This is a genomic window from Clostridium lapidicellarium, assembly GCF_041224415.1.
GTDB lineage: Bacteria > Bacillota > Clostridia > Clostridiales > Clostridiaceae > Clostridium_B > Clostridium_B lapidicellarium.
Genome location: NZ_JBGFFE010000002.1, coordinates 97,099 through 110,292 on the forward strand (window position 1 = coordinate 97,099; position 13,194 = coordinate 110,292).

General features: G+C 38.2%; 9 protein-coding genes. All 9 read right to left on the reverse strand.

What is annotated here, in order from left to right:
• Positions 1-145: 145 nt before the first annotated feature.
• The 9 genes from murB to AB8S09_RS02550 all read right to left on the reverse strand — a co-directional run bounded on the left by murB (position 146) and on the right by AB8S09_RS02550 (position 13,126).
• Positions 146-1,060 carry a UDP-N-acetylmuramate dehydrogenase gene (murB, locus tag AB8S09_RS02510; protein ID WP_369868497.1) on the reverse strand — a complete coding sequence of 305 codons (915 nt, stop codon included), beginning with the start codon at positions 1,058-1,060 and terminating at the stop codon, positions 146-148.
• A 90-nt stretch (positions 1,061-1,150) separates the two neighbouring features.
• Positions 1,151-3,022: an excinuclease ABC subunit UvrC gene (uvrC, locus tag AB8S09_RS02515; protein WP_369868450.1), complete on the reverse strand. Its 1,872-nt coding sequence runs from the start codon at positions 3,020-3,022 to the stop codon at positions 1,151-1,153.
• A 16-nt stretch (positions 3,023-3,038) separates the two neighbouring features.
• The gene (locus tag AB8S09_RS02520) at positions 3,039-3,647 is read right to left on the reverse strand and encodes a metal-dependent hydrolase (RefSeq protein ID WP_294181081.1); all 609 of its coding nucleotides are present in this window, start codon (positions 3,645-3,647) and stop codon (positions 3,039-3,041) included.
• Positions 3,648-3,799: 152 nt separating this feature from the next.
• Positions 3,800-5,227, reverse strand: coding sequence for a peptidoglycan D,D-transpeptidase FtsI family protein (locus AB8S09_RS02525; RefSeq protein ID WP_294181083.1), 1,428 nt, complete (start codon positions 5,225-5,227; stop codon positions 3,800-3,802).
• A gap of 4 nt (positions 5,228-5,231) precedes the next feature.
• On the reverse strand, positions 5,232-6,434 hold the full coding sequence (locus AB8S09_RS02530) for an FtsW/RodA/SpoVE family cell cycle protein (RefSeq protein WP_294181085.1): 1,203 nt from the start codon (positions 6,432-6,434) through the stop codon (positions 5,232-5,234).
• Between the two features lie 50 nt (positions 6,435-6,484).
• Complete coding sequence (locus AB8S09_RS02535; protein WP_294181087.1) at positions 6,485-6,925, reverse strand: FHA domain-containing protein; 441 nt, start codon at positions 6,923-6,925, stop codon at positions 6,485-6,487.
• Between the two features lie 72 nt (positions 6,926-6,997).
• Positions 6,998-9,820, reverse strand: coding sequence for an excinuclease ABC subunit UvrA (gene uvrA / locus AB8S09_RS02540; protein WP_369868451.1), 2,823 nt, complete (start codon positions 9,818-9,820; stop codon positions 6,998-7,000).
• A gap of 12 nt (positions 9,821-9,832) precedes the next feature.
• Positions 9,833-11,833, reverse strand: coding sequence for an excinuclease ABC subunit UvrB (uvrB, locus tag AB8S09_RS02545; protein WP_369868452.1), 2,001 nt, complete (start codon positions 11,831-11,833; stop codon positions 9,833-9,835).
• Positions 11,834-11,836: 3 nt separating this feature from the next.
• Positions 11,837-13,126 carry a PDZ domain-containing protein gene (locus tag AB8S09_RS02550; RefSeq protein ID WP_369868453.1) on the reverse strand — a complete coding sequence of 430 codons (1,290 nt, stop codon included), beginning with the start codon at positions 13,124-13,126 and terminating at the stop codon, positions 11,837-11,839.
• Between the last annotated feature and the right edge of the window lie 68 nt (positions 13,127-13,194).

The window sequence follows — 13,194 nt, forward strand, 5'->3', positions numbered from 1 at the left end:
CTCCACCAATACATATTTAGATTCTCATTCAAATTTGCTTTTTTTAATTATAGCACAATGAATTGTAAGAATAAATATAGCTTAAAATGGAGAATCAAGTGCAGCACAAGCACCAATTCCCCACTTATCCGGCAAATTTGATATTTTAATCTTCTCCTATGATTCTAACTTCAGTATAGAGATCCACATTGAATTTTGCCTTTACCCTGCACTGTACAATCTCTATTAAATTCAAAATATCGCTGGCAGTGGCATTTCCCCTGTTTATTATAAATCCTGAATGTTTCTCTGAAACCTGGGCGTCTCCAACACTCTCACCCTTCAATCCGCTGTCTTCTATCAGCTTAGCTGCAAAATGACCTTCCGGTCTTTTAAAAGTACTGCCTGCAGAAGCATATTCCAGGGGCTGCTTTTCTCTTCTTCTCCTATTTAAATCATCTATACGTTTTTTTATTCTATCATATTCTCCTTTTTCGAGATTAAAAGTCACTTCCAGGACAGTATATCCATACATCATTATGGAACTCATCCTGTATCCCAATTTCAATTTCTCTCTGTCGAGGATCCTTATCCTCCCGAATTTATCTACAACCTTTGCACTTTCCACCACATTGGAGATTTCACCGTTATACGCACCTGCATTCATGGTAACTGCTCCCCCTACACTTCCGGGAATTCCACAGGCAAACTCAATTCCGGTCAAACTGTTCTGCAAGGCGGCGGTAGAAACATCTTTCAAAGATGCCCCGCTTCCTGCAGTAATTTTATTTCCCTCGACAATGATATGGTTCAATTTTATGAGCTTGATTATCATGCCCCTTATGCCGCCGTCTTTTACAAGCAAATTGGATCCGTTTCCCATTATATAAAAGGGTATGTTATTTTTTCTACAAAACTTTATTACATCTACTACCTGTTGAAAATCTTTGGGGGTAAGGAGTATATCTGCAGGACCCCCTACCTTAAAAGAAGTGTGATACTTCATGGGTTCATCTATCTTTATATCTTCTCTATTCAATATTTCTCTTAGATTTATAGCAAAATTTTTAAATTTGTTCAATTTATTCATTGTAAGTTTCTCCTTGAAAATTAAAATTAAGTGTTATAATTAGTATAATGTATGTATACTACTTAATCAAGAATATACATTTCAATTCTTACCATCCATTTTGAAATAAGAAATGATGTTTTTTGCCGTACGCCTGTCTATGGAAGGCGTAGCCGTCAATTCTTCCAGATTTGCCTTTTTTATATTGTCTATGCTTCCAAATTTCATCAACAATGCCCTTCTTCTCGTTTTTCCCACATTGGGTATGTCCTCAAGTACTGAATGAAATGCCCTTTTATTTCTAAGGCTCCTGTGATAGGATATAGCAAATCTATGAACTTCATCTTGTATTCTGGCAATAAGCTTAATTACATTAGAACTGCAGTTTATGGTCAAATCCCGGTTGTCATATATAAGTCCCCTTGTCCTATGGTGGTTATCTTTAACCATTCCACATACAGGTATATCTACATTCAGGCCCTTCAAAACCTGCAACGCGGCATTTACCTGCCCTTTACCTCCGTCCATGAGAATTAGATCCGGAAAAATACAAAACTTTCCAGCACTTAACTTGAGGTTTTTTTCCTTTATCCTCTCTATTTCATCAAGTCCATGTTGAAATCTTCTTTTGATTATCTCCCTCATGCTGTCATAGTCATTGGCTCCCACTACAGTATTTATTCTAAATCTTCTGTAATCGCTGTTCTTGGGTCTTCCATCTTCAAAAACTACCATGGAACCTACCGAATCCACCCCTTGGATGTTGGATATATCATAAGCCTCTATCCTGTGCGGGATATCATCAAGTTCCAATATCTGAGAAAGTTCTTCAAGTGATGTATTGTAAAGTTTTTTATCCTGAATAAACTTCAATTTAAAATTCTTAAGTGTGGTCTCGGCATTTTCCTCGACCAAATCCAGAGTTTCTCTTTTTTCACCCCTAAACGGTACTTTTATATAGACCCTGGAGCCCTTTTTCATGCTGAGCCAGTCCTCCAGAAGGTGGATATCATCCACTTCAGGAACATATATGGTTTTACCTATATAAGCTGTGCCTCCGTAAAATTCCTTTATAAAATTTGATATTACCTCACTTTTAGGTAAATCCACCGTGTTTTCGACAATAAAATGTTCCCTGCCGATTATTTTACCGGTTCTCAAAAAGAATATCTGCACACAGCTGTCCTTCCCATCCGAATATACATTTATAAAGTCCTCATTCTCAAATCCCACAGTAGTTATTTTCTGTTTTTCAATAACTTTTTCCACTGCAAATATTTTATCTCTCAATTCCGCTGCCTTTTCAAATTCCAGATTCTCCGATGCAGCATTCATATCTTCCTTTAATTTTTTAATTATACTCTTATCTTTCCCGGACAAAAAATCTACTATACCCTTCACTATCTTTCCATACTCCTCCCTGGTAATATGACCTCCGCAGGGAGCTTTGCAAAGCCCTATATAATAGTTCAGGCATGGTCTTACCATTTTGCCATTTTTCTTTATGGAAAGCCTGCAGGTTCTTATAGGAAATATCTTCTTTATAACCTCCATGGTCTCATATACGGAAGAGGGACTGGTATAGGGGCCAAAATACTTTGCTCCATCTCTGGATACGGTTCTTGCATAAATTATCCTGGGAAAGTCCTCATTCACAGTTATCTTCAAAAATGGATATCTTTTATCATCTTTCAACAATATATTGTAATGCGGCCTATATTTCTTAATCAGATTACATTCCAAAATAAGAGCTTCCATCTCCGAATCCGTCACAATATATTCAAATTCCGAAATATGTCTGACCATGGCCTTTACTTTTTCAGAATGATTCCTCGAATTTTGGAAATACTGCCTTACCCTGTTTTTCAAAACCTTTGCCTTTCCAACATATATGATTTCTCCCAGGGAATTTTTCATTAAATAAACTCCAGGTTTGTCTGGTAACACTTTTAACTGATATTGAAAATCGAACACTAAATCACTCCTAAAACTATTTGCAAAATATAACTGGAAGTCTATATATTGTAAATAAAATTCCACATATCATCAACATTTCTTCTATTACAGAGCCGACTTTAGAATTAGTCCTATAGGTGAGAGGAAATCTGAATTTCTTATTTTCAAAGGGATAAAAAAGAGGCACTCCCATATTTGTAAACATATCACAGAACAGATGCATGCCATAACCTATCATAAAATAATAAACCAGATAATGGATATCATACATATTTCCAAGATAGCCTATGATAAAGGAGAACATTATCATTCCTGAAAAACTGTGAGTTAAACCATTTCTATGGGAAGATACTGCTATTATAATGAAGGATATCCCGATAGCTTTCATTATGGGAGCATCCGTATACAGATAATCATACCATAAAAATATCAGACCGATACACCCATATAGCACAACTTTTGTAAGTTTATTCTTAAAAGGAAGAATGTACTTGTTTATCATGCTTTTGGGATGATCAACGTCCGGCAATATGGAGGCGAATACCACCAGGAAAAGTCCCAGGAAATTAAATTTGCCGGGAATTATGTTGTAAATTGATAAATAAGTAACCAGTCCCATTCCTATATGAGTTTTACCCTTCATTTTTTTCCCTCTTAGCTGTCATAATATTAGACAATTTTTGTGTTTTTAATTCCAATAACCCCTTTGTTGACTACATTATAACATTAAATTTAGGGTAATTTCATATTTTACAGCAAAATTTCCCGGTAAAATTATGCAATTGACAATTTATGCTATTTCCTGAGCGCCACCCTTATAACCTCTGAAGCTATGGAAGCAGCCAGCTTTCCTCCCTGTCCTCCATTTTCCACAATTACCGCTACAGCTACCTGTGGATCCTCGTAGGGAGCAAAACCTATAAACCAGGAATGAGGCGGTGAATATTTTCCCATGGACTCATTATCTGCCGTCCCCGTTTTCCCGGCTACATCCAATCCTTCAACAGAAGCATTGACTCCTGTTCCGGATTCCACAACGGACTTCATGAGTCCCTGCATAACCTCCGACGTATTTACAGAAATCAGCTGCCCCACTTGCTCTGGCTGTACGCTCCTTACTTCCTGACCCGAACTCGTAAGTACATCGCTCACCAGATGAGGTTTCATAAGGATCCCTCCATTGGCTATGGTACTCGTAATTACGGCCATCTGAAGCGGACTTGCCAGGTCGCTGCTCTGTCCTATGGCACTTTGCGCTATACTGCCCTTTTCATAGGGCTTGAGATATGGAAATTTACTGGCTTCTACCGGTATTCCGTCCGTCGGGATTTCTCTGTTGAAAAACAGCTTTTCCGCTGTCTGTTTTAATTTGTCATTTCCAAGGTCAATCCCCAGTCCGCCAAAATATACATTGCTCGAATGGGTATAGGCACTTTTAAAATCAATAGTTCCCAGAACCTCGCCTCCAAAATTATGGAGGGTATACCCTCCTCCAAGTGGAAGTTCGCCCGTATCCTGAATGGTTCTATTTTGAACGCCCGGTATATTCTCCAGGGCACTTATCGCAGTTACAGTCTTAAAAGTGGAGCCTGGAGGATACAGACCTGCAGTGGCCCTGTTTAAAAGCGGCCTGTTACTGTCTTCATTCAGCTGTTTCCAGTCATTCTGCAGATTATTCGGGTCAAAGGAAGGTTTGGAAACCATGGCTATCACTTCTCCGGTCTTGGGATTCAATACCACAACAGCACCTTTGTTGTCGCCCAGGAGATTATAGGCAGCCTGCTGCGTATCGAGATCCAGAGTGGTTTTCAAGCTGTATCCAACCTTCTTCTGAGACTTTCCCTTGTTTAATATGAGACTCTTTATACTATCCTGAACATTTGAGGACATAAGTTCCTCATCGTATTTCCTCTCAAGGCCCGTAATGCCGTACTTGATATCCACATATCCCAAAACGTGGGCAAACATGGATCCGCCGGTATACTCCCTTTTTTGAGTTTCCTGATTTATGGGTTCACTTTTGGTGAGAGCATTTCCATTTCTATCGTATATAGTTCCCCTGAGAACTTCATTTCTTTTTATCCAAAGTCTCCTATTGTAGGGACTGTTCAATATTTGAGGACCTGTTATGATCTCAAAATAAGTCATATAGGAGATAAGAGCTACAAAACATATTAAAAAAACCATCATCACTTTTTTTATATTGTTCAATATGTTATTCATACTGCTACCTACCTTCTTCTGATATTTTCTGAATTATACCCAGCGAAAAGAACGTTATTAACATGGAGCTCCCGCCCCTGCTCACAAGAGGCAGCGTTATGCCCGTAAGTGGAATTGCATTCATGACACCACCAACTATAACCAGCACCTGTGATGCAATCATGGCACTGTATCCTACAGCCAGCAGTCTTGAAAATTCGTCATTTCCGTATACGGCAGCTCTCATGCACCTGTAGAACAGCAGAAAATATAATATTATTATTGCAAATCCCATCAATATGCCAAGTTCCTCGCAAAGAACCGCAAAAATAAAATCCGTAGTATTTATGGGCACATATTCTGGGTGTCCAAGTCCAAGTCCCGATCCTGTAAGCCCTCCGGATGCTATGGAAAACATGGATTGGACAATTTGATAACTCTGGTTGTTTGCATAGGGCCACGGGTTTTTCCATATCATAACTCTCGTTCTGACGTGACCGAACAGATTATAACTCATCATGCCCCCGGCGGCAAACAGCAGAAAACAGACTATTACATATTTGAATTTTGAAGTAGCTATGTAAAGCATGGTTACAGCTATACCAAAAAATATGAGGGCGGAACCAAGATCTTTTTGGGTAACCATAAACCCAAGAGATATCATCACCACCACTATAGGCATTATAAGATCCTTAAAATTTTTATAATCTTTCAAATCAGCTGCCAGATATGCCACCAGAAACAATTTTCCGAATTCAGAAGGTTGGAACTGAAATCCACCCATATCCACCCAGTTTTTAGATCCGTTTACTTCGGTCCCAATAAAAGTACCCATTCCCATAAATATAAGCGTGAACAATAGATATATGTATTTATATTTGCTGAACCTGCTGGTATCAGGCATCAAAACTACAATGAGTATAAATCCAGTAACTCCTACTGCAAACCAGATTATCTGCTTGATTGCAATTGTCATATTTATTCTGTACAACATTACCATTCCTATAACTGCCAGTATACTGGAAAAAATAAATATGTATTTATCTCCGTCAGAAAAAAATTTTCTTATTACAAAATAAGAATATCCTATCAACATGCATATTACCAGCGCCATTATCATAGCCCCTTTGTCAAAGGGCTGCTTTATTACTGCCAAATTAAAAAAGCATACAAAACATAAAAGGTATGTATATTTTAATAATTTTTTTTCATCCTTACTAGAGTCCAATACTTTCACCACCCATTTATTTACAGTAATTTACAATACTCAAATCAAAACTACCTTATAAATTTAAAAGAAGTATTCCCTATCCTGATTTCATCTCCGGAATTCAGATAATGCTTTCCCCTCAGTTTTTTCCCATTCAGAAGAGTCCCGTTGGTACTCTCCAAATCTTCCAATATACAATCCTTTCCATTTCTTATATAAATTCTGGCATGATGCCCAGATGCATAAGGATCCTCCAGTACAAGCTGATTGTCATTTTTTCTCCCAACGGTTATTTCCCTTCTAACCGGAATCACCGCTCCTCTTCTGAGGTTTGAATTACTGCCCGGGTTCAAAACTTCAAGTCCAAACGACCTCCTATTTCCTTTCCTGGCCCGTCTGCTGCCTACTTTTATATCCTTATACATTATCCTGAGTGCCCAAAATATTATAATATAAACTATACCTATGATAACAATTTTAAAAATAATACTCAATTTACTCAGATCCATTTAAAAGTATCCTCCTTAACACATAGAAAGACTAGCATTATAAGTGTGCACCTATGCTAGCCTTTATATAAATTATAACATTTCTTTTAAGTATTGTCCCGTATAGGAGCTTTTATTTTTAGCTATTTGCTCAGGAGTGCCGGTACAAATGACAGTACCGCCCTTTTCTCCGCCTTCCGGTCCAAGATCAATGATATAATCTGCACACTTTATAACTTCCAGATTGTGTTCTATAACTATCACCGTATTACCTAAATCTACAATTCTCTGAAGTATATTTATAAGCTTGCTCACATCATCCACATGAAGCCCCGTAGTAGGTTCATCCAGTATATACAATGTTTTTCCAGTGCTTCTCTTGGATAATTCATAAGCCAACTTGATTCTCTGAGCTTCTCCTCCGGATAGCTGTGTAGAAGGCTGCCCTAATTTAATGTATCCAAGTCCTACGTCTACCAATGTCTGAAGTTTATTTTTTACCCTAGGTATGTTTTTAAAAAATTCAAAAGCTTCTTCTACAGTCATATTCAATACATCAGCAATATTTTTATTTTTATATTTCACCTGGAGAGTCTCCCTATTATATCTCTTTCCCTTACACACTTCACAGGGTACATATACATCCGATAAAAACTGCATCTCTATTTTTATTATTCCGTCGCCCCTGCAGGCCTCGCATCTGCCGCCCTTCACGTTAAAGCTAAACCTCCCCGGCTTATACCCTCTCATCTTGGCTTCTGCAGTGTTTGAAAATACTTCCCTTATGACGTCAAACACTCCGGTATAGGTCGCAGGATTTGACCTCGGGGTCCTGCCTATGGGGCTCTGATCTATATTTATAACCTTATCTATGTTCTTTATGCCGCGAATACTGTCATAGGCCCCCGGATTGTCTTTGGAATTATTCAGTTTCTTATGCAGTGCCTTATACAATATTTCATTTACCAGAGTGCTTTTTCCAGAACCGGACACCCCGGTAACACAGTTAAATACCCCAAGCGGAAAATTCACGTCTATACTTTTCAAATTATTCTGCCTGGCACCTATTACCTTTATAAATTTACTGCTGCCTTTTCTCCTGTGTCTGGGAACCTCTATCTTCTTTTCACCCGTTAAATATTGGCCGGTTATGGACCCTTTACATTTCATAATATCAGAAATGGATCCTGCTGCAACTATTTTTCCGCCATGTTCTCCTGCCCCAGGTCCTATATCCACAATATAGTCGGCCTGCCTCATAGTATCTTCATCATGTTCCACAACTATCAGCGTATTCCCCAGATCCCTCAAATGCTTCAATGTGGCAATAAGCCTTGCATTGTCCCTCTGATGAAGTCCGATACTCGGTTCATCCAGTATATAGAGTACACCTACCAGTCCTGAGCCTATCTGAGTGGCAAGCCTTATCCTCTGCGCCTCTCCTCCAGACAGTGTTCCAGCAGACCTTGAGAGAGTCAGATAATCCAATCCAACATCTATTAGAAACTGAAGCCTGCCTCCTATTTCCTTGAGTATCTGATCACTTATAATTCTGTCCCTCTTGGACAGCTTTATTTCCTTTAAAAACTTCAATTCATCCGTTATGGACATGCTGCAGAATTCAAATATATTTTTTCCTCCCACCGTAACAGATAACGCTGCTGGATTCAGTCTAGCTCCCTTGCATGCAGGGCACGGGTTGTTGCTCATATAATTTTCTATCTCTCTTTTTATATAATCGGAGTTTGTCTCCATGTACCTTCTCTTTAAGTTATTTACTACTCCCTCAAAGGAATGATTGAACTCCATGACCCTGTTGTTTTTTTTATATCTCACTCTTACCTTATCACCCTTGAGTCCATAAAGAAGTATATCTACAACTTTGGGGCTGAGTTTTTCTATAGGAGTGTTCAATTTAAACTTGTATTTTTTCGAAAGAGCCTTAAGTATGCTGAAAGTCCAGGAGTCCTCTCTCAGACTTCCTTCTCCCCAGGGTATTACAGCCCCTTCAAGTATGCTCTTTTTTTTATCGGGTATAACAAGGTTTTCGTCTATTTCAAGTAGAGTTCCAAGTCCGTCACAGGTGTCACATTTCCCGAAAGGTGAATTGAAAGAAAAAGTTCTCGGAGTAATTTCCCCTATACTTATTCCGCAGTCGGGACATGCAAACTTTTCACTGAAGAGCATATCTTCTCCACCCAGAACATTTATTATGACTATACCATCTGACAATTTAAGGGCAGTTTCAATAGAACCCGATAGTCTGCTTCTCATACCACCTTTTATTATAAGCCTGTCTATTACCACTTCAATAGTATGCTTCTTATTTTTTTCAAGTTTTACATCTTCATCTTCCAAATCTATAACAGTTCCGTCAATTCTCGCCCTTATAAATCCATTTTTAATTATACTGTTTAATACTTTTACATGTTCTCCCTTCCGCCCCTTTATTATAGGAGAAAGCACCTGTATTTTAGTCCTTTCGGGCAGGGTCATAATTTTATCAGCCATCTGATCTACTGTCTGCTGGGTTATTTCCCTGCCGCATTTTGGGCAGTGTGGCACACCTATACGTGCATATAAAAGCCTCAAATAATCATATATCTCCGTAACAGTCCCCACAGTGGATCTCGGGTTCCTGCTGGTAGTCTTCTGGCTTATGGATATGGCAGGAGACAGACCTTCAATATAATCCACATCGGGTTTATCCATCTGTCCTAAAAATTGCCTTGCATATGCAGACAGTGATTCCACATACCTTCTCTGCCCCTCTGCATACAGGGTGTCAAAAGCCAGAGAAGATTTTCCCGATCCCGACAGGCCAGTAAAAACCACCAATTTGTTTCTCGGTATGGTCAAATTGACGTTTTTCAAATTGTGTACTCTAGCTCCTTTTATAACTATGCTATTCTTCATTGGTTTAACTCCTTAGACAAGTTTTCTTTTTCCTCGCTTCTTCTGCTTTTTTAACTTTGCTATAGTATCCCTCAGCTTCGCAGCTTCCTCAAATCTCAATTCCTTAGCTGCCGCTCTCATCTGCCTCTGGCGAACTTCTATAAGTTTATCTATCTTTTCATTATCGGCTTTTACGGCTTCTTTTAAACTGCTATACTCTTCTTTTTTCTCAGAAACCATAGTTGATTCTATAACTTCTCTTATACCTTTGTGTATTGTAGTAGGTGTAATGCCATTTTTCTTGTTATAGGCCATCTGTATTTTCCTTCTTCTTTCGGTTTCACTTATGGCCCTGTGCATGGAATCGGTAATTGTATCTGCATACATTATGACTTTACTTTCAGAATTTCTGGCAGCCCTTCCTATGGTCTGTATAAGTGATCTCTGTGATCTCAAAAAGCCTTCCTTATCTGCGTCCAAAATGGCAACCAGTGCAACTTCCGGTATATCAAGACCTTCTCTTAAAAGATTGATGCCAACCAATACATCAAATTCTCCTTTTCTAAGATCTCTTATTATCTTCATCCTATTTATGGTCGATATATCTGAATGCAGGTATCTGGCCTTAATATCCACACTTTTAAAATAATCCGTCAGATCCTCCGCCATTTTCTTTGTGAGGGTAGTAACAAGAGTTCTGTACCCCTTGGCAGAAGTTTCCCTTATACTTTCATACAGGTCATCTATCTGTCCCTTTATAGGTTTTACTATGATTTCCGGATCCAGAAGTCCCGTAGGTCTCAATATCTGTTCAACTATATTTTGCGAATGTTCCAATTCATAATCAGAAGGTGTAGCACTTACAAACACCACCTGGTTTATCTTCTTTTCGAACTCTTCAAATTTGAGCGGCCTGTTGTCATAAGCCGAAGGAAGTCTGAAACCATATTTTACCAGAGAATCTTTCCTGGATCTGTCACCTGCATACATAGCCTTCACCTGGGGAAGTGTAACATGACTTTCATCTATAAACAAAAGAAAATCCTCCGGAAAATAATCCATAAGAGTCTGAGGTGGAGTTCCCTTTGACCTGCCGTCCAGTATTCTGGAATAATTTTCAATTCCACTGCAGTATCCTACTTCACGCATCATCTCTATGTCAAAATTGGTTCTCTGTTTCAGGCGCTGGGCCTCAAGCAATTTGTCCTGTGAAGTCAGTTCCTTGAGTCTGTCTTCCAGTTCCTCCTCTATCTTATTTATGGCTATCTCAAGTTTTTCCTTTGAAGTGGCAAAATGAGATGCCGGAAATATTGAAACATGATTTCTGATTCCAATAGTTTTTCCCGTAAGCACGTCAAATTCTCTTATTTTATCAATCTCGTCTCCAAAAAATTCAACTCTTATCCCGCGATCTGTTGAGGAAGCCGGAAATATATCAACTATATCGCCTTTAACCCTGAAAGTTCCCCTCACAAAGTTTATATCATTTCTCTCATATTGTATTTCAACCAATTTTTTAAGTACATCGTCTCTGTTCTTAATCATGCCGGGTCTCAACGACAATGTCAATTTTTTATACTCCTCCGGATTACCAAGTCCATAAATACAGGATACCGAAGCAACAACTATTACGTCCTTTCTCTCAAAAAGTGCGGAGGTGGCAGAATGTCTAAGCTTATCAATCTCATCATTTATAGAGGCATCCTTTTCTATGTAGGTATCTGTCTGCGGTATATAAGCTTCAGGTTGATAGTAGTCATAATAGGAAACAAAATATTCCACACTATTTTCCGGAAAAAATTCTCTAAATTCTGAACACAACTGTGATGCCAATGTTTTATTATGTGCAAGTACAAGAGCGGGCTTTTGCACCCTTTCTATTATATTTGCCATGGTAAAGGTCTTGCCCGACCCAGTTACCCCCAACAATGTTTGAAATTTATCACCTTTCAAAATACCTTTTGTTATATTATCTATTGCTTCAGGCTGATCACCTGTAGGTTTAAATTTAGAATGTATTTTAAATTTTCCCATTTTCTAATCATCCTTACCTTTGTTTTTTATCTTATTTAGTACATCAGAAAATTTATTCTTGTTCAATTTTACCACCATGCTGTTATGGGGTACCTTCCTAGGCACAAACACTATCCCCAACTTTTTGTCTTCATTCATTTTACTGTAGCTCACCTGTTCAAAATTTCCCGCTTCCTTTTTTACTTTAAACCATATAAAATTTGAACATTCTTTGATGACTTCCGCTATCTTGTCTTCATTTTCTATTTTTTCATTATTTATCTCCACCAGTAGATCTCCGCTTTTGATTCCCATTTCACTGGCAGGGGAATTAGGCGCCACTACAAGAACCATCATACCCTCGCTGGTGCTTACATATTTGGGAGTTCCCCTTATTTCCAGATATCTTTGAAGCATTATAATACCCTCGTGGGCTATAGGCGCAAATATAACCGCCAAAAATTTTAGCCATATGTTCAAAACTGCCAGTTGAGCTATTCCAAATAGGGCAATACTGTACAATATCAATAAAACTCCTGACAAAAATGATTTTTCTTTAGTATTTCTTGTAAAAGTAACACTATTGTATCCCATCACTGCATAAAATGGCACCAGGGACAAAACCGCACTTTTCAAAACGCCGTAGGGAATAGAACTGTTTATAAGCGGCCACCAGTTAGGCACGGACACCTGCCATGAACTTCCTATCATGGTTTTATTGTGAATCATAAAAAATATAGCTACAGGAATTGTCCAATACCTTTGAAGAGCAAATCCTCCCACTATGTTTCCCTCTTTGCTTGAAAAAACAGGAATTGAACCTGTCCTTCCATCCAATATAATCAAAATTCCTTCTACAAAATGTAATATAGCTACCATACTCATAAGTGCCACTACATCTATTTTTAAAAAATCTAAATTGGGAATGTTAAAAGTTTGAGATGACACGGTAAGTGCAAGGCTTAAAAAGCCCAATACTGCTCCCGAATAAGCAAAACATATAAATCTCACATTAAAAAACATAAAGACGATAGATGCTAAAAATATTAGGTCTACAGCCGAATTTTCATCAAAAACTATCCCCAAATATGACATGATGACACTTGCCAGTATGCCTCCAAAAATTCCTATAACAATTTGAGATATTGTAAGTTCAAAAGGAGAATTGATTCCCTCTCCAATTATCATTTTTTGCATTACAACTGTCTGTCTGTTTCTTCTATACAGTGCAAACACCAGGACAGCCAAAACCAATATCAAATAAGGTTCGGTCAATGCAAAAGCTATAGATTTCAATGTATAAAATAATATCATTAAAACTAATTCCCCTCTCCACGAACTAAGTTAGACAGAATTTACCTGTCTAACTCATCTAACTTAAA